This is a genomic window from Chitinophaga sp. Ak27 (genome assembly GCF_012726295.1).
GTDB lineage: Bacteria > Bacteroidota > Bacteroidia > Chitinophagales > Chitinophagaceae > Chitinophaga.
The window spans coordinates 125,456-149,672 of record NZ_JABAOB010000002.1 but is presented as its reverse complement, the minus strand read 5'-3'; the positions used below and the strand labels follow the sequence as shown (position 1 = coordinate 149,672).

Below are 24,217 nucleotides of genomic sequence, written 5' to 3'. Positions count from 1 at the left end.
ACCTACAATTAACCCGGAGGCGCTTTTATAGCGCCTCCTATTCTCATTTATACAGCCTCTATCTCACCCATAAAATAAAATGTTAAAGATCCTGTTTCCATCCACAAGCGATAGGAAGATGATTCCACTTCCTGTTTATAAAGCGTGCAGCACACCAAAATATTTATCCGCAAACTAAAAATTAATGAAAATGAGAAAAACAACAAATGCACTAAAAGTAGCATCTGTATGTGTACTGGCTGGTTTATCAATAATCGCCTGCAAAAAGAAATCAGATAATACACCTGATGTAGCAGTAGCCTATCTACAGGTGATACATGCCTCTCCTAAAACAGCGGAAGTAGTCGTTAATGTAAACGAAAAGCAAACACAGCAGAAAGTACAGTATCTATCTGGCCAAAAACCTTATACGATGCTGCAACCCGGCAAAGACCTTCCTATTAAACTAACCCTGGGAAACAATGTGGTAGCGGAAAGTAAATTTACTTTCGAAAATGCGGTGAGCTATAGCTTGTTCATATATGATACACTCAAGAATAACAAAGTAAAATTCGTTGTGCTCAAAGACATGGTTAGCAACCCGGGCGCCACTAAAACAAATGTCCGTTTCCTGCACCTCTCGCCTAATACTACGCCGGTAGATATTGATGTATTCAAGGATAAAGACAGCACCAGGCTGGTAAAAGCCACTGCCTACATTGGCAATAATCCTGACGCCGCTGCGCTTGGCACCTTCAAAACCATTGCTGCTGGTACATACCGGGTAAAAGTGAAAACCCAGGTAGGCAGTAAGACAGTCACCCTGCTGGATATCCCTTCACTTCAGCTGGATGGGAAGAAAACAGTCACTTTATTTCTGAAAGGCCTTTCCGACGGTAAAGCAGATGCAGCTACCGGTTTACAACTATGGCTGCATAGATAAAATATCCGGCACCCGCACTTATGACGCTTAACAATGGCACAATGAAACATATACTGGCTTTATTTTACGGTACATTACTCCTGGCATCCTGTACACAGAGCACCTCCCGGGCACCTGTCAGCAGCTGTGAACTACACGGCGACACCGTGATTGTATATCCACAATCCGGCCTGGCAAAAAAAATCCATGTCGATACCATTACCACGCAACTGCTGCGCCAGCAGATGCCGGCAGTGGGCCTGGTAAAATTAATTCCGAACAAGTTCGCTGAAATAGCGCCTACCTTTTCAGGCAGGATCATTGCCGCTTACCTGAAACTTGGCATGAACGTAACACCAGGTACGCCCCTGTTTGCCATGAGTTCACCGGATTTTATTACCGCACAGAAAGCATTTTTCCAGGCGAAAGAGCAACTGTTGCTGGCAGAGAAAAAACTGGCACGGCAGCGTAACTTAGTCGCTAATGGCGTAGGCATTCAGCGGGAATTGGAAGAGGCGCAGATGAATTACGACGTGGAAAAAAAAGAATATGAAAGCGCACGGCTAAGCATCCGGTTGTTCAAAGCCAACCCCGATGAGTTGATCCTGGGACAGCCCCTGATCATCTATGCCCCCATTGCTGGTGAAGTAGTGGAAAATAAAGTGGTAGTAGGTCAACTGATAAAAAATGACGGCGCCAGTGTGGCTGCGGTGGCGGAACTTTCAAAGGTATGGGTGGCAGGTCACGTCAAGGAAAAAGACATGGGTGCTATTCGCCAGCTGAGTCAATCACAGATCACGATTGCGGCGTTACCAGGTAAAATTATACAAGGCACCATCTTCCATATCAACGAACTGATCGAGGAAAGCTCCCGCAGCGTGGAAGTATTGATGGAGTGCGAAAATGCCGATCACATACTTAAACCGGGCATGTATGTGAACGTTAATTTTGAAAATACGCCGCAGCCTACCGTCCTGATTGCCCCAAAAGCATTGCTGCAGCAAAGCAATACCTCCTTCGTATTCCGGCAGATCGCTGCTGGCAGGTACGTACGCCAGCAGGTAGAAACAAACGGTGTCCTCGGCAACAAGGTGGTGGTAAAGTCGGGGCTTTCTAAAAACGATACCATCATCAGCGACGGCGCCTATTATCTGCTGGACGCCAGGTAGCCATTACCTATTAATCTGAGAACAACATGATGAACCTGATTTATATAACCATCCGGAAAAGATGGTTACTGATAGGCTTTTTTATAATGCTGGCGCTATTTGGCTACTATTCGTGGAAACAATTATCTATCGAAGCCTACCCGGATATTGCGGATGTAAGTGCCCAGATTATTACGCAGGTACCTGGCCTGGCAGCAGAGGAAATGGAACAACAGATTACCATCCCCGTAGAGCGGGTACTGAATGGACTTCCCGGCATGAACGTCATGCGCAGTAAAAGTACCTTCGGCTTATCTATCGTTACCGTGGTTTTCCAGGATGGTTACGAAGATTACTGGGCACGGCAACGCATCAACGAAAGGTTAAATGCGCTGACCCTTCCCTATGGCGCCAAGCCAGGCATGGACCCGTTGACATCGCCCATCGGCGAAATCTACCGGTATGTTATTGAGAGTAAAGGCCATGACCTGCGGGAACTGACCGACCTCCAAAGCTGGGTAATTGTACCGCGCTTAAAACAGGAAGCCGGGGTTACCAACGTTACCAATTTCGGCGGCATTACCACGCAATACCAGGTAGAACTGGATCCGGCACGGTTAGAGCAATATCAGTTGTCGCTCGGTGATATCCAGGCTGCCATTACTAATAACAATGCCAACGCCGGCGGAAGTATTCTTAACCAGGGCGATCTTGGCTACGTCATCCGCGGTATCGGACTGGTGAAAACACTGGAAGGGCTTGGCGACCTCGTTATCAAAACCAATAACGGAGTTCCCATCCTGTTGAAAGACGTAGGTGAACTCAGGTATGGCAACCTCGAAAGAAAGAGCATCCTGGGTTTCACCGACCGGGAAGTAGATTACAATGAGAGCATTGAAGGAGTAGTACAATTACTAAAAGGGCAAAATCCTTCATTGGTATTACAAGGAGTACATAATGCCATTGATGATCTCAACAATCACCTGTTACCTGATGGGGTGCGCATCAGGCCCTATATGGATCGCACTGACCTCGTGAATACTACCCTGAATACAGTTTCTCACACATTGATAGAAGGTATGATGCTGGTCATCATCGTGCTCATCGTATTTCTTGGCAGCTGGCGTGGGGCGCTGATTGTGGCCATTACGATACCATTGGCATTGCTGATCGCTTTTATATTGATGTACTTCACCAACATCCCGGCCAACCTGCTTTCCCTCGGCGCTATTGACTTCGGAATTATCGTGGATGGCGCTATTGTGATGATGGAAACAATCCTGAAAAAGCGGGAAGAAAATGAGGCGGTACCGCTGGAGGAGCATTCCATCGCGCAGCGGGCGGCGCTCGTTGGCAAGCCGGTATTATTTGCGACCATCATTATCATTACCGCTTACCTGCCTTTGTTTGCCTTTGAAAGAGTAGAACGTAAGCTGTTTACACCGATGGCATTTACGGTGAGCTACGCCCTGGTAGGCGCATTGATAGTGGCGATGTTGCTGATACCCGGTCTCGCTTACAGTGTATACCGGAAGCCGCGCAAGCTATACCATAACAAATGGCTGGAGAAATTATCTGTGGCCTACCTGGCCCGCATCAGGAAGATTATGCAAAAGCCTAAAAGGGTATTATGGCCATTGGGCGCGGTGCTGGTAAGCGCCGCCATACTCTCCGCTACCGTAGGCAAGGACTTTCTTCCCTCTTTAGACGAGGGCTCTATCTGGCTACAGGTGCAACTCCCCACGGGTATATCGCTGCAGAAGTCGAAAGAGATGAGTGACTCATTACGCATAGTGACCATGAAACACAGGGAGATCACCTATATGATGGTGCATGCCGGCAGAAATGACGATGGAACAGATCCCTGGTCGGCCTCCCATTTTGAATGTTCTATAGGCCTCCGGCCTTATAAAGAATGGCCTAAAGGAAAAACCAAAGCGGACCTTATTGAGGAACTGGTGGCCGACTATGCCGCTATGCCGGGTTATACCGTGGGGTTCAGCCAGCCGATGATTGATAATGTGATGGACCGGATATCTGGCGCCCATAGTGAGTTGGTGGTAAAAGTATATGGAGATGATTTTACAGAAACCAGGCGAATAGCGCAACAGGTGCTGCAAACCCTTAAAAAAATAAAAGGTGCGGTAGATCTGTCTATCGCCCAGGAGCCTCCGCTCCCACAGTTGCAAATTAAAATCGATAGGGCTGCTTTGGCACAATATGGACTGAATGTAAGTACGGTGTCAGAGCTCATAGAAGTGGCTATTGGCGGCAAACCGGTGTCGCAGCTTTTTACCGGCAATAAAGTATATGATATCACCTGCCGCTATAAAGAAGATAGCCGGAATACGCCAGAGAAAATTGCTAACCTGACGCTGGCATCCCCCACCGGGGCCAGGATCCCTTTGTCACAGGTATCTACTATCAGCACCACCACGGGGGAAGGCACCATCACCAGGGAAATGAACAAAAGGCATTTAACGGTAAAGCTAAATCTCCGGAACGTGGACCTCTCCTCCTTTATGGAACAGGCCAGGAGCAGTATTGAAAAAGACATCTCTTATGATCATGGGAAATACCGGATTGTATGGGGAGGCCAATTCGAAAATCAAAAGCGCGCCTACGCAAAACTGGCGGTGGTGGTGCCCGTAACACTGCTGTTTATGTTCTTCCTGTTGTATGGCGCATTCGGGCGGTTCAGGCAGGCGGGACTGATCCTGAGCATTGTTCCGCTGGCGCTGTTTGGTGGCATGCTGGCGCTCAACATCCGGGGAATGACGTTGAATGTATCTTCTGCAGTGGGCTTTATCGCCTTGTTTGGCGTAGCCATTCAAAATGGGGTGATCATGATTTCCAATTTCAATGAACTGCGTATCCAGGGAGCTACCTTATTGGAGGCGGTAATTGCCGGCGCTGCCAACAGGTTCAGGCCTATACTGATGACCGCTACCGTAGCCATTATTGGCTTACTGCCTGCTTCGTTGGCTACCGGCATAGGCTCAGACGTTCAGCGCCCCCTGGCTACCGTAGTAGTATATGGATTGCTGGCAGCTACGGTCATCACGTTATTTGTTTTGCCGGCATTGTATTATTTGTCTGAAAGCAAGTGGGGTGCTACAGACTATCAGCAAAAGGATAAAAAATAGTAAACAGATGGCTATCAGATATGGTACTATCCTGTTATTGCTTTTTTTGGCAATACAAGGAAATGGACAAACCAAAAATTCACTGATCTATCCCCGTTTCATGGCGGCAGTCACCAATAATAACCTGGCGTATGCTGCTGAGCGGTTTAACGTGAACCTGGCCACCGCCAGGGTGGCGGCAGCAAAGGTTCTCCCGGACCCCAGCCTGTCACTTGGCTGGGTGGATAACGGGCAAAAGAGAATGAAAATGGGATATGGGTTTAACACCTCCGTCAGCTGGTTGCTGGAACTCGGCAATAAACGGCAAGCCAGGAGCAGCGTGGCATTGAGTCAGCTGGAACTAACAAATCTTCTGCTGGAAAACTACTATCGCAACCTCCAGGCGGATGCCACGCTGGCCTACCTGCAAGCCATACTACAGGAAAACCTGCTTACCGTAACACGGGAATCTTATCAAAGCATGTCGCTATTTGCCCGTGCAGATAGTATCCGCTTCCGGCTGGGAGAAATAAAAGCAGTAGATGCCCGCCAGAGTAAGCTGGAAGCTGCCAATATGCTGAATACGGTGTACCGGAATGAAGCCAGCTTTAAGGCCGCCTTATTACAACTGGGCATGCTGATGGGAAAATCACCGGATACACTTTACTACCCCGCTGTCGTTAAATCCAGCTTTGACCGGGAGTTTAGTTTAAAAGATCTGATCAATGCTGCGATCAGCCACCGCGCAGATATCCTGGCGGCCGGCAAGGATAAAGAGGTAGCTCATAACCTGGTGAAACTGGCGCAGGCCAACCGGATGCCCGACCTGGGTTTGACACTTGGCATAGCACAAAACTCCGGAGCCACTAACGTCATCGCACCTACGCCTTCTACCAATGTTATTTCAGCGGGCATTAGCATTCCTTTGAAGTTCTCCGGCAGGTCCAGGGCGGAACTGCTATCAGCCCAATACAGTGCCGCCCAGGCTGCCGCCCGTTATCAGCAGGCAGCATTACAGGTACAAACCGAAGTAGCTACCAGCTATTATAACTACCTCGCTGCCCGCAAGCAGGTAAATCAATTTCATACCGGGATATTGGAAGATGCAGAAAAAGCATTGGCAGGTAAAATATACAGTTACCGGTCTGGCGAAATCAACCTGCTGGAAGTACTGAATGCCCAACGTACCTACAACAGCCTGAAACAAAGCTATTACGAGGCATTAAATGGATATGCCGCAGCGCTGGTAGAAATGGAAAGAACAGCCGGTATTTGGGACATTAATCTATAAACGAATGATATGAAACATATTCTGATGATGATATTTTTTCTCGCGTTGCTCCGGCCTGTCTGCGCCCAGCAAGATGGCAGCGGATACCGGGAAGTATCATTTGGTATCAAGGCAGGGATGTCGGCCGGCTCACTATATGGCAAGGACCTCCATTTATTGTCGGCCGGCAGCTACGTAAAACCTTTACCCGGCGTATTTGCCGGGATTACGGTACACACCAGGCTAAGCAAATATTTTGGTATCCAATCCGAGGTATCAGTAGGACAAAATCCCGTCATGCTGCACCTGTTAGACAGCAACAGCCACCAGGTATACAACAGCCGTTTTAAAAGTACTTACCTCCTCATTGCTCCCATTACACCTACCGTAGACTTTCATGGATTCCGGCTATCTGCCGGTCCTTATGTGAGTGGGTTGCTGCATAGCAGCATAGAACGGAAAGGCGCCGATGGACAAATAACAGCAGGTAAAAACATTTTCGGCACCGCTACAGCGCCGGGGGGATTTCGCTACAAATTAGATGCGGGCATCGTGGTGCAGCTGCGATATGAATGTAAAAACGGCTGGAATATAGGCGCAGGTTACTCCCGTGGATTTATACCGGTGATGGAAGATCCTCGTATGCAACATCAATGGAAAATATACAACCAACAATTCAACCTTTTCCTGGGTTATCAATGGCGGAAAAAATAAACCAGGAAAAACAAAGCCTCCGCATTATTGCGGGGGCTCTATTAATATCTAATTTCTATTGGCCATATCACCTATGGCGGTCATTTCACCCGGATGATATCTGCTGGGATCAGCGTCATATAATGTTATTTTGCCCGGGAGGTAATTTTAACGAAATTAGCCCCTTGCTATTATTCCTGGCGCTCTTTTACAGAAACTATGTTAAAATTTCACTTTCATAAATATAAATATGGAAAGGAGCTACTGGTAGATTGGCTCAAGCTCTCAGAAATAGCTGGCCGCAGCCTGGCACTGAAAGAATTGCATGCCACTCCTTCTACGAGATCTACTTTTTTCTGAAAGGCAACGGCTCCATTCTATTTGAAGGCAGTCAGCTGGACTTCAAAAGCCCTTCGGTATTATTCCTGCCCCCCTCCCGCCCCAGGCAATGGAAAGTGCCGGCTACACCTGATTGCAGGATGGTGATATTTGAAGGGGAATTTATGGAAACGTTCCTGAAAGACCACCTGTTCCTCCACCGGCTCTATTACTTTGGTAACGCTGATTCATTGCCGATACTGCCTTTACAATCCAAAAATGTCCCCCTCTTTCAGCATCTTACCGATAGCATCAAGGGCGAAATAAGCCGGCAGTCGTTCGACAGCCAGCATTTATTGAGAGCTTACCGCTCACGTTGTTTTTTTGACGATTCGTCTACCATACTTTAAAATGAAGTTTACCACCTGCCCCCATCTCGAAAGGCCCGGGAGAAGGGTGCACATTCCTTTGCTTGCCGTTATAATCTGTAGTGATCTTCACCGGGGAGCCATCGGGGTTTTCAAAGAAAAGGCCGGGTATCAGTGTTTTCCCCAGCCCTTCTGTTGTGACGATATCCCTATCTATACTCAGCCAGTTTTTATTCGTATTTATTTCCAGGAAAATACTGGCTTTCTCATTCACCAGGCGTGTATGAGCGTTGAATGTCGTGTCAGTCACGGCTCTTTCTTCTTTTGCAGGTGCTTCTTTGTACCGTTGCATTTTCTGCTGCGCCTGCTGGTCTATTTCACCATATCCTTTTTTCAATTTATCCTTAATGATGCCTGTTGCCCCTTTCGTATATACGTTTCCATTGAAGGTAACTGGTAACAGTGCACTGCTGTATTGACTGGCGTTACTGCCATTTACAAACAGGTTGTTGATAAACCGGACATCGCCATCGGGGTTATCGTGCAGTGCAGTCACAAAGGTGGAATGCGGCATCATAAAAGGTGTCATCCTGGAATCGTAATGGATCACATCCATTTTACCGGCGAAAATATTATGTACAAAAGCGGCACCGCTGGAATTCATCAATAAACTGGTGGAAGAAAGCAACACATTATTGGCCACCAACATCGGTCCGTGATCCACTTCCAGGAAAATATCGAGCCCGTTATCGTGCATCAGGTTGCGCTGCAATTGTACTCCCTGCGCCATCCAGTCGAGCCAGATACCCATATTGGTGTTGTAAATATGATTATTGGTGATCTGTACATCTATGGCGCCGTGAAACTTAATACCCGCCATTTCCGCACCGGTGAACAGCTTATGCACGTGAATATCATGGATCGTGTTGTGCTCAATAACACTGAAGGAGCATCCCAGGCTACCTACGATACCTGTTTGCTCACAATAAGCCACCGTATTGTTACGCACTATATGGCCACCGATCGTACCTTTATTCCATCCAAAAGCAAGCCCGCGTTTGATCGTACCAACATAGCCTTCTGCCGATTCGGTATCTTTATTGTCAAATGCATCTCCATATTTACCCAGGGCAATGCCAACGCATTTGGAGTATTGCACGGTGTTATTTTCTATGATCCATCCCCGGCTCCAATGTGTGCCAATAAGGCCCATTTGTTCTGCTGTGGGCGGCGCCCAGTTAGTGGCTGCCTGCTCCATTACAAAACCACGCACTGTAATGAAATTGATAAAGGGCTTGTCGGGATAAAATACTACTGGCCGCACATTAATCTCCACTACTGCATTGTTAGGGTCCGCGCCCTTGAATTGTGCCCGGATAGTAGTATGAGCGCTGTCTACCGCTGCCCACCACAGCGGGTTGCCAGCATCAGCAGCAGCCATCACCTGTTCAGAATTGGCTGCCTCCATCAACCAGCTGCCATTGAAGTAAACGGCGCCGCGGTGATATAGGCGATCCTTCGGTGTAGGTGTAAACCAGTCGCCATGTATTTGTTCCTTATAAGGATTGAAGCCGCCAAAAAAATCATTCGCGACAACAGCTTCCCATGTGTCGTTTTGTACCCGCTTCCATCCTTTCACGATCTCCGATCCTTTTATTTCTACCAGCTCGCCCTTCGCTGCCTGGTAGGTAATACGCTTAGTATCGGAATCTCCTCCGCGCGGTGGTGTGATCCGCTCGCGGTATACACCGGCATGCACAGTGATCACATCTCCTGGCAAAGCCATCCTGGCTGCCGCAGATATCGTTTTAAAAGGGCGCTGCAAACTACCATCATTACTGTCATTTCCATTCACGGAAACATGGTATTCCCTGTCATGCTGTTGCGCCAAAGCCACGGTGCTGATCATTACGGCTATCAGCCAACAAAAAAAATGCTTCATAGTGTCTGTCTCCTTATTATAAAATTAAAAAAACACGGGCTGAGAACAACCCGTTATTTCCACGTCCGTTGTGTTCTCTATTTAAACACAAACCAAAGTCAGTAAACCTCCTGGAAAAGAGGTTCTTTATATTCACGTTATAATTCATTTAAAACCCAGAAAAATTTTATGCCTTCACGTTTCAATATGTCCAATGTCAGAAAACAAAACCCATGAATAAATATCCGCGGGGGTATCATCTTTTATTATAGTGAACTATTCATTGTTACAACAAATACCTGGCTCTCAACAGGCTCATCATATATGCGTTCACTTCCCATTGATCCGCTATCGGCTTACCCGTGGCGGGTTCGTGCACCATATAGGGATAAGGGCCAAATTCGGTAGTAATAGTCACTATTTTTTCTTCCGTCCGCATCCTGGCCACAATAGCGTCCCACCAGGATAAATGCTTGTTCAGGGCATATTCCCATTGGGCAATACGGGGGTCGGGGACTTGCGGACCTTCCGGATACCCCACCCTTGCGTGGATATGATCCGTACGTTCCATGGCCAGTTGCATGGCAGCCGGCTGGTCGCCAAGGAATGACTCCGCCACGCATACCCAGTGAGAGGCATCCAGTGTAATTCGCAATGCCGGTATATTTTCCAGGTACATTTTTGTGGTGTGCGCTGCAAACGAAAACTTGTTGCGGTGCGTTTCATGCACCATAGGCTGCCCACAGGCATTGGCTACATCAATCAGCTGTTTGTTCTGGTCGAAGGAAAAATAATCCTTGCCTGTCTGCGAGTTGATCTTTATCACGGGATATCCTGCCAGCTTTTCCAGCCACTGACAATAATTATCATAGTGCCGGGAGAAATCAGCATCATTGGTATCGTAATGTTGCGCGATAATTTTCAGCCCCGCTTTATCCGCCTGGTTCCAAATCAGGTCCATTGCCTGCTCCGACATATTAAACCCTATTCCGTATTCAATGCCGTCATAGCCCTCCTCTTTTACTTTTTTAAGAAACACTTCCCAGGGAATAACTTCACTTCCCCAGCGCGGGCAAAAGAACAGCATAGCCATGTTGTACTACAAATTTTTTATTGGGGGCTACCAGGTAGCCATTGGTGGCATAAAAGAGAATATTTTCCTCGCTGATACCTGCTGCCGGTATAAACGCTTGTTCACTGCTCATAAAAATTATGTTGATGAGAGAAATCAGTTTTCCATTAACAAATGTTTGTTATCAAAAACGAGGAATAAAACAACCGTACGCCAGGTTAATACCGGCAAGCATCACCGCAAAGTATAACGGCAAGTTATTCTAATCTATGTCTTTGCAGAATGTCATTTTACGAAAAAAGACTGTCAATTTGCGACCACCATTTCACCTGCATTGTTGCTTATACATTTTGGGAGTAATACCCACATATTCCCGGAAATACCGCGTAACATTATCCAGGTTCCTGAAGTTCATTTCACAGGCAATCTGTTGTACGGTAAATGTGGAATGATCCAGCAAATACTTGATCCGCTCTACCCGTACTTTTTTGATCTCTTCCAATATGGAGCTCTGTAATAACAGCTGAAACTTTTTCTCCAATGCGCGTCTTGACAGTGTAGTGGTCTTTACTACATCTGCTACCATTATATCTTCCACTGGTGCGGCATTGGCAATATAGTGCAGGGCGATCCGTACCTGCTCATCATCTACCGCCATCGCGTTGGTGGAGCTTCTGGCCATGATAGTCGCTGGTTTCACAGCAATGATGTCTGCAGGTTTTTCATGATACTCTATCCACCGGTTCAATGCCATTGCTGCCTGCGTACCTGCCGACCTCGCGCTATGGTTAATACTGGATAAAGTAGGACTCGATAGTTCACAGATCATTTCATCGTTGTCGACTCCGAGGATAGCCAGGTCGTCTGGCACCCGCATCCCCAACGTTTTGGCCGCTTCCAGCAATTGGGTGCTCAGCTCATCCGTGACAGAAAAAACCGCACAGGGCCGGGGCAATCTGGTCAACCATTTCGCCAGTTTACCAGGTAGATCTTCCCATAGCAAATGGGTATTATCGAAATTAAAGCGATGCACATCATAGCCAACATTTTCAACACATTTCACATAAGCGGCTTCCCGCTCCTGCGACCACTGGAAATCCTTGAAGCCCAGGAATGCAAAATTCCTGTAACCCTTCGGGATGAAATACCTGGCCGCCATCTCACCAACAGCATAGTTATCGCCCCATACATTCACCTGCTCTTCATAAGGACTGGTATGTGGCAATATGATCAGGGGTACCTTCAACCGAAATAAGCTCTTAATACCTTCTATCTCCCTTGTGATGATGCCATCAGGTTTCCATGCCTTCACGCGCTCAATCAGGCGATGCTGATGATCTGCATGGATAAATTTCGGAGAGAAGAAAAAGAAGAGGAACTTATCATGAATCTTATTAAAATCGGCAATGCCGGCCAGGATATCCCGGTCGTAAGCCCTGGAAACATCCAGCAACACCGCTACTTTCTGCTTATTGTTCACCTTTTTGTTAATTGATAACATCATAATCTAAACACACCAAACATCACTCAACTTCCGGAAGCCCTTCACGGGAGAGGCACTCTATTATGCTTACAGGGGTACAGTGCAGCTGCATCCACCTTCGGTATCGCGCGCAGTAAAGATGCCAGCTCACCACTCGCCTCAAACAACAGTGGAAAATGCTTGCTGGTCAGCGCTATATCCTGTGGCATGGGCGGGAAATGCCGCAATGCTTCCTGCCGTTCATAATTTTCTATATTACTCAGGGTGCCGTCCGACATGGCATTAAGCACAATGGCGCGCCTCGGGCGCGCTGAATCATTCGCATACGAACCATGCATCATTAACGGATGATGAAAACTGGCATATCCCCTGGGTAGTGCATTGGCTACTTTTTTATCGAAAACAGTTACCTGTTCTGCGCTCAACACATTCCGCACTGCGTCCATATCGCCCGTTAATCCGGTGATGGGCAGCAGCCCCCACCGGTGACTACCCGGCACATAATACAAACAACCATTCTCTGTGGTAGCGTCATCCAATCCAATCCAGCAGGTAAGATGATGCATTGGTTTGGTGAAAGTCCAGTAAGAGAAATCCTGGTGCCAGGCTACTACACCGCCGTGCTTTGCAGGTTTGCAGAACAACTGGTCGTGAAACAGCCGGAAAGGCGCCCCCAGTAGCTGATATGCCGCCATCCGGTAAGCAGGGCTCCAGATCAGGTCGTGAAACCCGGGTGTAACGCGCCATCCGCCAATCGCATGAAAAAGCACCTTGTCCGGATCTTCTGATTCATTGCTTTCATAATGAAAGAACAACGCCTTCTCCTTCTCATCCGGCATCTGTAATCTTTCCAACTCTTTATTCAGCACATCTACCTGTTCACCAGTGAGTAAAGGAATGCCGGAGATATATCCATCTTCCTGGAACGCACGCACCTGCGCTTCGCTGAGGATATACTGTTCCCAATCCTCCGCACGCACCGGCTGAGGAAAGAGGTCTCCAACAGGACCTCCGTGGTCTGCCAAATCAAATGATAATGTGGATGCATCTATTTTCATAACGTAGTTTGGTGGATGTTAAAAGTATTACAGCAATATATCCGAAAACGCAAGTATCCAACTTGTCGGTTTGCGAAAAAAAACTGTCGTTTTGCGAACTTAACCCATGTTTTGCAAATCGCCCCTCAATTGCCAGGCCTCCCGGGAAACGGGAGGCCCTTTTCATTCTATTAACTACCGATTATTGATCTAAACTTATTGAAACGGATCAAACGTGCCCCCCCACATCATATTCTGCTGTAACTTCGGGTTTCTCGACAAAAAGCTGTACGGCAATCCGTATATGTACATCTTATCGGGAATAGCCAGATTATCTTTATCTGTAGTAATCACCGTATAGTTAAACTTATTGTATACTTTATTGATATCTGCCATCGGCGCGGGATCGGCCTCACCCGGCTTCAGCGTAATAGCCAGGCCATGCCGCTGCTTGCCTCTCAGCAGGTCAAATCTTTTCCAACGGCGAAGATCATCCCAACGTTTGCCTTCAAAAGCAAACTCCACGAAACGTTCATCCTGGTAAGCTTTACGGATATCGTCGGTGCTGGCGGCGGTAATGCCATAGCTGCCTGTTCCCTGGGAAATGCCGGCACGCTGCCGGATATCATACAGTACCTGTAATGCCTCATTGGTTTTGCCCAGCTCATTGGCCGCCTCTCCGTAGTTCATCAGCACTTCGGCATAACGTATTTCCGGCCAATCTACGTCCGACTGTTCTACATTCGCCGCATGCCTGTCTACCCCTTTCAATTTCAGGAAAAAACAGTTGAGCTCACCCATACCCTGACCTATCCAATTGCCATCGGTCACAATGGAATTCAGGGTACCTGTTACGCCACCTGCTGGCGTAAAAGTGGGATTGGTCAAATACGTCCAGTAGTATTCATTCTTGGCGGCCATTTTGGGCGTAAACTGCACCGGGGCTCCGTTATAATAGATAGTAGCGTAGAAGCGATCGTCCCTGTTCTGGAAGAAAGTTGGATAATTGGCATCTGACGGTACGAAGCGGCTACCATTCTTCATCGGGAAAGCATTTACCAGTTCCAGGGATGGCGCGTCATTGTCCCAATCATCTGCCGAATAGCGCAGTGGCGCATTTCCCGGCGCTGCATAAAATGCATCAGGGAAAGTGAAGCGGCGTACCATTACCTGCTCCTTGTTCATCTCTGTATTCCAGATATCACCATACACCGGGTACAATCCTTTTCCTACTCCTGCGAGGAAATTTTTAGCCGCCAGGTTGGCGTCATAGGCCATTTGCCAGGTGGCTATCCCATTCAACCCATTAAACAACGGGCTGGCAAAAAACAATAATACCCTGCCCTTAAAAGCCATCGCTATTCCTTTGTCGATCCGTCCTACGTCAGCGCCTTTCCAGCTGTCTGGCAGCATGCCAATGGCATCGTCGAGGTCTTTCAATATCTGCTTCACGCATTCTGAAGTCTTGTTACGTGGCATTTGCACCTGCGAAAGATCGCTCACTGCGGCTTGTGGTGTCAGTATCAGGGGCACGCCGCCTACATCTTTCACGAGCTTATAATAAGCCCAGGCACGCCAGAACAATGCCTGTCCTTTTATCTGATCTTTCGACTGCTGAGCAAAGGTGGCCTTGTCGATGTTGGCGAGTACATTGTTGCACGTACGGATATCCCCGAAGGTATTTACGGCCCAGTTCAGGCGCACGCCGGCAGCTGCATTATCGTAGTTTTCCAGCCAGTCGTACGTGGCGGTACCCAACAATACTTTATCTGAATAACGGTGTGGAGATATCGCCTCATCGGTACCATTACCGGTACCAAAATTTACAAACTGCCAGTTCTTTACCCAGCCGTCCCAGAACCAGTTATTATATACCCGGGAACAACCTCCGGGATTTCCCATCCCATACGGCCAGCAAGGCATCAGGTCATAGTAAACGGTATCAAGGTAAGCTGTTGCGGCCCGCTCGGATCCCCATACCTGTTCGTTGGTAAGGGCATTCAGCGGATCTCTTTCCAATATTTTCCGGCAGCTGGCAAAGCTTGCAAGTACCAGGATGGCTGATAGTGTATATTTTAAAGTATTGCGTTTCATGGTTGCACTTTTTAGCATTAGAACTGTACGTTAAAGCCCAGGGTAACATTCGTCATAATCGGATAACTGCCATAGGAATACACTTCCGGATCATACAATTTGAACTTTCTCAGGCAGAAGAGATTGGTAGCCCCGGCAAATACCTGCGCTGAGCTTAAGCCACTCCTTTTTAACAATGTTTGAGAGAAATCATACGAGAGGTTCAGATTTTTGAGACGGATAAAATCACCGCTGAATATATTCAGGGATGACACTACGGAATAGTCCTGGCGTTGATTGCCGCTGGAGTTGTACAGTTTCGGGAATTTACCATTTGGATTACTATCGGAATAGGAATCCGCATAATACGCAGGGTATGGAATCTGACCACCGTTTCTGCCCCATGGGTCATTATAGATCACCTTGTAACCCGCCAGACCGGCGAACAGTAGGTTCAGGCGGAAGCCCTTGTATTCGAGATTAATATTAAGCCCATAAGAGATAGGTGCGTTATTGGACTGGGGGGCACCTCCGTTACTGGGGCTGCCCAGGATCGGTGCATTGGAATATTTCGCTACCACCACTTTATCATAACTGTCTATTATCCCATCTGGCTTTCCACCAGGGCCGCTTACATCAACAAAGTTCATCATTCCTTTCTCCGGCTTTACACCAAAGATCGTATAGCCGGCGGGGAGAGCGGATATATCAGCATCGGTGCGCAAAATGCCGGAGGTCTGGTATCCTACCTGGTAGTTCAATGGCTTACCAACAGGATCTTCCGCCGGAGTAGCACCCAAGGCTTTATCCTTTACCAGTACTTTGGTAGTGGCCAATCCAAAATTGGCTTTTACGTCGAAGGTGAAATCTTTTCCTATTTTTCCATTGATATATCCCAACTCGATGTCCATCCCTTTGGCGCTCATCCTGCCATAGTTCTCTATCGGGTAGCTGGAACCAAATTCCACCGGGGTCTCCAGTATGCGTTGTCCAAGAATGTTAAAAGTATTTTTAGTCCATACGTCAAATACCGCACTCCAATGTTGCCTATAGTTCAGGTCTACACCGGCATTATAAGATTTGGCCCCTTCCCAGGTATAGTTCGTTTGTGCAATACCGTTATAGGCAAGGATAGATTTCAGGGAAGCCGGATCGCCCAGGTAAAATGGTGTGGAAGACGCATTATATATCTCCTTGAACAGCCAGGCGGGAATATTGTCATTACCAGTGGATCCGTAGGATGCACGCAGTTTCAGCATATCCACGCCACTTCTTTTCAAACCAGACATGAAATTTTCTTCAGACAATACCCAGCCTAAAGAAGCTGCTGGGAAATATCCCCAGCGTTTATCTTTCGAAAATTTGGAAGAGCCATCAGCACGCACGGAAGCTGATACCAGGTACTTGTGGCCATAGTCGTAATTCACCCTACCCACGTAAGATACACGCGCATCCAGGTAATTTTCAAAACCATCTGCCTTGGTATCGCCGGAAGCGCGGCTGGCAAAGGGAAATTGATCCGTAGTATATACCGGGAAATTATATTTATAAATGCTGGAATAAGTATAATATCCGTCAGACTGTTCGTAAACACCCGTAACATGGAGGTTATGCTTACCGAAATGTGTCTCATAATTAGCAATGGCATTTAGCTGGTAAGAATTGGTCTTCCCATTTTCGTTGCCCACATAAGGTTGTGCTGGCGAGGTGGACAACCTCGTGCCAATTACCTCATTGGTATAAAGCTGCTGTATACCGCTTTTGGGATCTAACTTGAACTGGTACAATAAAGGTTGTATTGCATATGCTTTAGAAAAATCGTTTCCATTATACAGGTCAACCACTCCTTTTAATGAAAGCCCTTTGATAAAGGGCACCTTGTATTCCAGGTTGATAATACCATCCATATACTGCCGGGTGGTACGTTGATACCCGCCATTCTTGATGAACTCCACCGGGTTAGTGACCCAGTTGGGCGACATCGGTTTACCATCGATATATGCATAAGTGGTAGGCGGCATGATATATTTCAACTTTTCATACAAACCGGATAAATCATCGGTCTGGCCTGGTATGCTACGCCGTTGCCCATTATTATAGCTCAGGTTTAGCCCCAGGGAGAGGTCCCTGGTAACGGCCACCTGTACATTGCTCCGCAGATTATATTTCTGGTAAGACAACTGTGGCAGGAACCCCTTTTCATCATAGAAAGTACCACCGATAAAGTAAGTTACGCGGTCAGTCCCTCCTGAGATATTCAGTGACTGACGTTGATTGAAAGGATTGTGATAAAGTTCATCATAGTGCAGATTTCCCTTTGGATTATGCTGGTGTATCCAGTCACGGTCATATTGGTTGTAGCGGAAATCAGCTGCACCTGTATGTGTGGAGTTATACATGTCCATACTTTCGTCCATGCCCAGGTATTTCACATCTATTTCCGGCTTGCTGTATACGCCGAATACGGAATTGAACTGAACAGTGGACTTGCCTGATTTCCCCGTCTTGGTAGTTACCAGCAATACTCCGTCGGAGGAGCGGGAGCCGTAAATAGCTGCTGATGCTGCATCTTTCAGGATGGTGATCGTTTGTACCTGGTTCGGGTCCAGGGCATCAAATGCCACCTGGTCACGTACAATACCGTCAATTACAATCAACGGGCCTGCGCTGTTCCAGGAAGAAGAGGAGCGGATACGTACGATGGAAGCCTTACCCGGTATACCTGTACCCGTTTGCACGAAGGTACCGGAAGCCCGTCCTGCCAATACATTTGACAGGTTGGACGTGGCAATATTTGTCATTTCTTTTGCATTCACCGTGCTGACCGCCGAGGTAAGACTGGCCTTTTTCTGGGTACCATATCCCACTACCACTACTTCATCTACTCTAGCTTCGGCAGGCTTAAGGGTGATGACCTGGAAACCGGCTTTAGTAACGTTCACACGGGTTGATTGATACCCAATATAGCTCACCACTAATACCGCGTTACCAGCCGGTATTCTCAACCGGAAAGCGCCGTTGGCATCCGTGGCGGTACCATCATGGGAGCCTTCCTTCGATACCGATGCGCCCGGAAGCGGGTTACCGCCGGCATCTACCACCCGGCCGGTGACTACCATCCCCGGCGTATCCACCACCGGTGCAACGTTCTTTGGCAGCGCCGGGGCCGACTTTACCGCAATAGCAATGATCCCGTCGATATCACTATACGTAAAACGGTCTTTTTTCAGACATAGCTCCAGCACCTTCTCTACCGGCTGATTTTTTACGTCCAGTGTAAGCCTGCCGATCTTTGAAAGCGCCTCTTCGCTTACCACCAGGCTCTTACCGGTTTGCTGCTGTATCTCACGAAAAACTTCTTTTGCTGGCATATCTTTGACCGACATGGTAACATTCTGCCCGTTCGTACTTGCAACAGCCGATTGCAAGCCTATACAGAGTATTAGGAACGCGGTTACTTTCATGATCCTCAAAAATTTTTGAGTGGGCCCGAGCGCCCTTTGGTTTGATAAAATGTAAATAGGAATTAATTGCATAGCTTTGCAATGTTTGGGTTTATAAATTTGGTTGACACTGTATTTAAAGCCCATCTTACGCCAGGAGTGTTAAGGCCACTCCTGGTTTTTTTTGGACATGATAACGTGGTAATAATAATTATTGCATAGTGATAATTAATTTCTTTCCTGTGCCGGTGACTGGCCCTTCCTCTATTTTGAAATGAGTATTGGTAGTTTGCAAGGCTTTCAGCACCGTTGCTAAACTGTTGCTGCGCTTTATAATGGCAAAAATCTTGTCTTCCGGCACGGTTCCTTCCACCACAATATCCACATCATACCATCTCGAAAACTGGCGAAGCGCAGCCGCCAGCGTAGTGCTCTCAAAATGAAAATACCCTTCTTTCCAGGCCATTATTTCTGCTGTGTTCACGTGTTTATTTACTGTAAGATGACCATCTTGACCCATTACCGACTGTTGCCCCGGTACCAGGCCTACCTCCTCTCCTTCTTTCCTCACCTTTACGGCGCCCTCCAGCAAGGTAGTTGATGCAAAGGGCTCGTCTGTATAGGCGTTTACGTTAAAATGTGTGCCCAGTACCTCTATCGTCATATCGCGCGCAGTCACCGTAAACGGCAGCCGGCGATTTCCATCGGGTGTAGATGCCTTCGCCACTTCAAAATAAACTTCTCCCGTTACCTCCACATGACGTTCCTTACTGGTAAACGCTGACGGAAAACGTATGCTGCTGGCAGCATTCAGCCATACCTGGGTACCATCTGCCAATACGATGGACATATGCCGGCCCCTCGGCGTACTCAAGGTATTATATACTACCGGTCCACTTTCATGGCCTGATGATGTATAGCTCACCACATCTGCCGACTTGCTGATCGTCACTTTGCCCTGCGCTGCCAACGCCCCGTTGCCGGCGGCATCCAGCTGTATTACCTTTCCATTTCCCAGGGTAAGCACCGCGCCGGCATGCCCGGCAGGCACATCTGCCAATGCCAGCTCATGTTCCGTGATAGAGGAATGACGCCGGTGTTGGAAAAGAAAAAAGGTTGTGAGCAATACGACAATACTTGCTGCGGCCACCATCCACCAACGCCCGTGCACCCCACCACTCCGCCGGTTAACATGCTCTTCCCGGATAAAGGCCAGTAGTGCCTCTTCCACCGCATCCGACGGAACAGCGAGCGGCAGTTCTTCGTACATAGAGGCCTGCAACAGCTTCATCAACAGCCCCTTATTAGCTGGTTGTACCACCATCTCCATTAGCTCATTCTCTTCCCTTTCGCTTGCCTCGCGTCTTATATAACGGTCAAAAAGATATTGTAGCCTTTCTTGTTGCATGATCGTAAAAAGCATTATTAATAGTAAAGAGTAGGGGGAAAAACAAAACGGGTTAGCGCTGTGGAAAATAATTTTATTTAAAAAGAAGAGAAGATTATAAAGTGAATAACCGGAGACCTGCACGGCAATATGCTCTCACCAGCTTCACTGCTTTAGCAAGATGGGCCTTCACCGTTTCTGGCTTTATTTGCAGCACATGAGCCGATTGCTCTCTCGATAAGCCATCTATTTTCACGAGCTGATATACCTGCTGTTGCTGGGGCGACAGACTGCTGACAGCTTGCTGAAGTAACTGCCGTTCTTCTGATGCAAATATTGTTTCCATCACATCATTGTGATGTAGCTCCTCCGGCTGAAGCTCCCGGGAAGTAAGCCGCTCCTGCGCTATTTGCCTGAGTGCTTTATAGGCCTTGTTGCGGGTAATAATAAAAAGATAGGATTGAAAACAAGCTATCTGTGACAGGCGATCCCGCCTTTTCCATAAAACGATAAAAACATCCTGCAGTAATTCTTCGGCATGTACCGATGAATGGGTAATCGACAATAAAACCGTGTAAACTTTACCCTTATTATGGTTGAATAATTTCAGGAATGCCAACTCGTTGCCTTGGGCAACCATGGTGAGTAGTGCTTGCTCATTATAGTCATTGGCACATTCCATCTCGTTGATGATTGATCATAGATATTGCGATAATTAAATCTAGGAAAATTATGCGGCTCAAGACTTCAGCTAATTTGACAATAACCGGTGCTTTTTTTGCATACCGGGATTTCTTTCGCCATTAGCGTCATTTATGTAAAGAAGGCTATATACTCAAGGGGGCATATTGCCTTATACTGGGTATAACTTTGTACGACATTAAACCTCCCGGCGGCCACATTGTCTTTACTATCAAGCAAATTGAATCGTAATATGAGCATATTTCTTTCACCCGGTAAGTTTGTTATCATGGCTGTAGCAGGAAGTTTAATCGCTGCCGGCTGTAGCAAAAAGAGCGATACCGCCTTATCCGCTTTGCCGCCGGCGCAAGCAAAAGGTACTCCGGCAACAGTAATTGTACATCCCAATGAAACCGGCATTCCTGTTTCAACATCTTTTTTAGGCTTCAGTTACGAAACCGGCATATTGCCAGACAGCACTTTTCTCACCCCATCCAATACCGTGCTGGTACAGCTGATCCGCAATCTCGGTAATGGGGTGATCCGGGTAGGTGGCAACAGCAGCGACCGTCTTGTTTGGACCAATATGGCGCGCACCGCGGTCACCGGCAAGGACTCCGTCTCCACCACCGATATCGACCGCTTTGCTGCCTTTGCCAAAGCCACCGGCTGGCCAGTGCTCTTTGGTCTTAACCTGGGCATATATGACCCCGAAAGAGCTGCCACAGAAGCAAGTTACGTGAGCCAGGCGCTGGGCGGCAACCTGCTGGCCCTTCAAACAGGCAATGAAACAGATCTTTTCAGCAGGAACGGCCACCGCGACGCCACTTATCAATACACCAATTACCAGCAGGAATGGAACCAATACTTTCAGGCAGTACGCAATGCACTGCCCGCAGTTCCTTTTGCAGGACCCGATGTAGCCTACAAAACTGCCTGGATCAACAGCTTCGCCATAGCCGAACATCAAAACATCCGCCTCCTCGATGGTCACTATTATGTTACCGGTCCCGGTTCTGACAGTAGCATCACCTATCATACCATACTAGCATCGGACACTAAGCTGCCTGTATACCTCATGGCACTTAAAAACAGCGCACAGCCTTATTCGCTGCCATACCGCATTTCCGAGTGTAACAGCATTTATTCCGGTGGGAGAAAAGGAGTGAGTGATATATTCGCCTCGGCACTATGGGCATTGGATTATATGTGGACCGTAGCAAAATATAATGGGCAGGGCATCAACTTCCATGGTGGCACCGGCGGCGCCTATACCCCTATTGCCATGGCGAACGGTATGCCCGTGGCACGCCCGGAATATTATGCCATGCTGGCTTTCCACCAGGCTGCACACGGGAATCTGGTTCCCACCGATGTCAACACCGGGCAACTTAATGCGAGCGCATATGCCTGTAAAGATGCCAGCACCGAATATGTTACATTGATCAATAAGGAAGAAAACCAGGATATATCCTTCACGATCACACCCGGCATAAAAGCCGCTACCGCACAAGTGTTTATACTCACCGCTCCCGGCATCACTTCAACCGATGGCGTCACCTTTGCGGGTAGTCAACCGGATGCGAATGGCAAATTTACGCCTTCAAGCCCGACAATATATAACCCGGCGAATGGCAACTTCATTGTGAATGTGCCCAGGGGAAATGCTGCGGTGGTAGTTATCCACTAATATTTTACGCTGCTGACTGAACAAAAAATACCCGCGGATAAAAATCCGCGGGCGCTGGCTAGGATTTGCTCGCTTATATCTATTATAAAATAAAGTCATCGGCCGGTGGGCTTGTAAGGAATCTTTTATAATCTTACACGGCAAAGTGGTCTGCTCCGCTGTGCCAAAACACGACGGATCAGCCCTCCTCCTATACCAGCATCTTCTCAATCTCTTCCAAACTCTTTCCTTTCGTTTCCATCAACTTACTTTTAGCATAGAAAAAGGACAACAAGCAGAAAAAGGAGAAGATAAAAAAGGTGACCGCTATGCCTAATCCATCCCTCATAACGGGGAATAGCAGGTTGACGAACCAATCCGATACCCACATGGTCATAATGCACACAGATACTGCGGTTCCACGTATATGTGTTGGAAATATTTCTGTTGAAATAACAAACTTCAACGGTCCCAGCGAAAGTGCAAAGAACAACAAAAACAGGATAATAGCCCCCAGCATTAACCAACCCGTGATGCCGTTCAAAAAACAGAAACCGGTCAGCAGCAATGCCAGCGCAGCAAACAAAGAGCCATACAGGTATAACGGGCGGCGGCCCCAGCTATCTACTTTGAGGATAGCAACAACGGTAAACAGGGTATTGGCCAATCCCAATATTACCTGGTAAAAAAGGGCATCACTGGTAACGATGCCGGCGGATTTCATGATAGTGGGACCATAAAAGATAATACCGTTAATGCCGCTGAGTTGTGAGAGAGCGGTGAGTATCGTAGCCAGCGCCAATAACTTACTGAGCGGCAAGCGTAGCAATTCGGAAAAACCACCCTGCTTCTGTGAGGCTACTTCCTGGATTGCTTTCAGTTCCACCACCGCTTCCTGTTCACCGGAAGTTTTTACCAATACCGCCAGCGCTTCGGCTGTTCTGCCATACTGTACCAGCCAACGGGGACTTTCAGGTACTATCAGCAACAACAAAGCAAATGCTGTTGCAGGTATCACCGCCACCAGGAACATTCCCCGCCATACATTTTCTATGAACAGCCAATACAGCAAGCCACCGCCACCGCTTGTATGTGCGGCGGCATTTCTTTGTAAAAAAAGATTGCTTAGATAGGCACATAGTACGCCAATAGTGATAGCCAGCTGGTAAAAAGTGACTAACGCTCCCCGCTTATGACCCGGCGCTATTTCCGAAATATAAAGCGGCGATACATTGGAGGCCACCCCTACGGCCATACCTGCCATTACGCGAAAGAAAATTAATATGGCATAGTCCTTTGCAAAAGCAAAGCCCACCGCGCTGACCAGGAAAAGAAAAGCGGCAATAAATAATACCTTTCTCCGTCCTATCTTATCACTGAGGTAACCGGAAAATGCCACCCCTGCAATACAACCCAACAAGGCACAGGAAACAAACAGGCCTTCCTGTGAGGAGGATAATCCATACTGTAACTTTACAGGCTCTATAATACCACTCACCACGGCCATATCAAAGCCAAAAAGAAAACCTCCCAACGCTGCAATGAGCGTAATGAATACAATAAACCGGCTAGTTCTTGCCTGCATCATAAATTTTGGTTGTCGGATGATGATTATATTTTTTAAGCCT

The 24,217-nt window shown here is 47.6% G+C and carries 17 protein-coding genes; 7 read left to right on the top strand and 10 right to left on the bottom strand.

The window, feature by feature from the left end; genetic code table 11:
- Nucleotides 1-190 precede the first annotated feature (190 nt).
- The 6 genes from HGH90_RS08495 to HGH90_RS08470 all read left to right on the top strand — a co-directional run bounded on the left by HGH90_RS08495 (nucleotide 191) and on the right by HGH90_RS08470 (nucleotide 7,865).
- Entirely contained in the window at nucleotides 191-922 is a 732-nt protein-coding gene (locus HGH90_RS08495) for a DUF4397 domain-containing protein (RefSeq protein ID WP_168764418.1), read from the top strand.
- A 41-nt stretch (nucleotides 923-963) separates the two neighbouring features.
- Nucleotides 964-2,070 carry an efflux RND transporter periplasmic adaptor subunit gene (locus tag HGH90_RS08490; RefSeq protein WP_169190866.1) on the top strand — a complete coding sequence of 369 codons (1,107 nt, stop codon included), beginning with the start codon at nucleotides 964-966 and terminating at the stop codon, nucleotides 2,068-2,070.
- Between the two features lie 26 nt (nucleotides 2,071-2,096).
- The gene (locus HGH90_RS08485; RefSeq protein WP_169190865.1) at nucleotides 2,097-5,195 is read left to right on the top strand and encodes an efflux RND transporter permease subunit; all 3,099 of its coding nucleotides are present in this window, start codon (nucleotides 2,097-2,099) and stop codon (nucleotides 5,193-5,195) included.
- 7 nt (nucleotides 5,196-5,202) lie between these two features.
- Nucleotides 5,203-6,465 carry a TolC family protein gene (locus tag HGH90_RS08480; protein WP_169190864.1) on the top strand — a complete coding sequence of 421 codons (1,263 nt, stop codon included), beginning with the start codon at nucleotides 5,203-5,205 and terminating at the stop codon, nucleotides 6,463-6,465.
- A gap of 9 nt (nucleotides 6,466-6,474) precedes the next feature.
- Nucleotides 6,475-7,158 carry an outer membrane beta-barrel protein gene (locus HGH90_RS08475; protein WP_169190863.1) on the top strand — a complete coding sequence of 228 codons (684 nt, stop codon included), beginning with the start codon at nucleotides 6,475-6,477 and terminating at the stop codon, nucleotides 7,156-7,158.
- Between the two features lie 251 nt (nucleotides 7,159-7,409).
- The gene (locus tag HGH90_RS08470; RefSeq protein ID WP_169190862.1) at nucleotides 7,410-7,865 is read left to right on the top strand and encodes an AraC family ligand binding domain-containing protein; all 456 of its coding nucleotides are present in this window, start codon (nucleotides 7,410-7,412) and stop codon (nucleotides 7,863-7,865) included.
- Here HGH90_RS08470 and HGH90_RS08465 read toward each other — a convergent pair.
- The 9 genes from HGH90_RS08465 to HGH90_RS08425 form a co-directional block, all read right to left on the bottom strand.
- On the bottom strand, nucleotides 7,852-9,765 hold the full coding sequence (locus HGH90_RS08465; RefSeq protein ID WP_169190861.1) for a right-handed parallel beta-helix repeat-containing protein: 1,914 nt from the start codon (nucleotides 9,763-9,765) through the stop codon (nucleotides 7,852-7,854). The two genes, HGH90_RS08470 and HGH90_RS08465, sit on opposite strands and share 14 nt — an antisense overlap.
- Before the next feature lie 265 nt (nucleotides 9,766-10,030).
- The gene (locus tag HGH90_RS08460; protein WP_169190860.1) at nucleotides 10,031-10,837 is read right to left on the bottom strand and encodes a sugar phosphate isomerase/epimerase family protein; all 807 of its coding nucleotides are present in this window, start codon (nucleotides 10,835-10,837) and stop codon (nucleotides 10,031-10,033) included.
- Nucleotides 10,800-10,949 carry a hypothetical protein gene (locus HGH90_RS08455; protein ID WP_168764427.1) on the bottom strand — a complete coding sequence of 50 codons (150 nt, stop codon included), beginning with the start codon at nucleotides 10,947-10,949 and terminating at the stop codon, nucleotides 10,800-10,802. Before HGH90_RS08455 ends, HGH90_RS08460 begins: the two co-directional genes overlap by 38 nt.
- Nucleotides 10,950-11,141: 192 nt before the next feature.
- The gene (locus tag HGH90_RS08450) at nucleotides 11,142-12,296 is read right to left on the bottom strand and encodes a substrate-binding domain-containing protein (RefSeq protein WP_168764428.1); all 1,155 of its coding nucleotides are present in this window, start codon (nucleotides 12,294-12,296) and stop codon (nucleotides 11,142-11,144) included.
- Nucleotides 12,297-12,361: 65 nt separating this feature from the next.
- Entirely contained in the window at nucleotides 12,362-13,357 is a 996-nt protein-coding gene (locus HGH90_RS08445; RefSeq protein ID WP_169190859.1) for a phytanoyl-CoA dioxygenase family protein, read from the bottom strand.
- Between the two features lie 195 nt (nucleotides 13,358-13,552).
- Entirely contained in the window at nucleotides 13,553-15,430 is a 1,878-nt protein-coding gene (locus HGH90_RS08440; protein ID WP_169190858.1) for a RagB/SusD family nutrient uptake outer membrane protein, read from the bottom strand.
- A gap of 17 nt (nucleotides 15,431-15,447) precedes the next feature.
- Entirely contained in the window at nucleotides 15,448-18,873 is a 3,426-nt protein-coding gene (locus HGH90_RS08435) for a SusC/RagA family TonB-linked outer membrane protein (protein ID WP_169190857.1), read from the bottom strand.
- A gap of 190 nt (nucleotides 18,874-19,063) precedes the next feature.
- On the bottom strand, nucleotides 19,064-20,260 hold the full coding sequence (locus HGH90_RS08430; RefSeq protein WP_169190856.1) for a FecR domain-containing protein: 1,197 nt from the start codon (nucleotides 20,258-20,260) through the stop codon (nucleotides 19,064-19,066).
- Between the two features lie 94 nt (nucleotides 20,261-20,354).
- Nucleotides 20,355-20,921: an RNA polymerase sigma factor gene (locus tag HGH90_RS08425; protein WP_168764433.1), complete on the bottom strand. Its 567-nt coding sequence runs from the start codon at nucleotides 20,919-20,921 to the stop codon at nucleotides 20,355-20,357.
- Between the two features lie 252 nt (nucleotides 20,922-21,173).
- Here HGH90_RS08425 and HGH90_RS08420 point away from each other — a divergent pair, with 252 nt between their 5' ends.
- On the top strand, nucleotides 21,174-22,610 hold the full coding sequence (locus tag HGH90_RS08420; protein ID WP_169190855.1) for a hypothetical protein: 1,437 nt from the start codon (nucleotides 21,174-21,176) through the stop codon (nucleotides 22,608-22,610).
- Nucleotides 22,611-22,800: 190 nt separating this feature from the next.
- Here HGH90_RS08420 and HGH90_RS08415 read toward each other — a convergent pair whose 3' ends face one another.
- Nucleotides 22,801-24,177, bottom strand: a complete 1,377-nt coding sequence (locus HGH90_RS08415; RefSeq protein WP_168764436.1) for a sugar porter family MFS transporter — start codon at nucleotides 24,175-24,177, stop codon at nucleotides 22,801-22,803.
- Nucleotides 24,178-24,217: the final 40 nt, after the last annotated feature.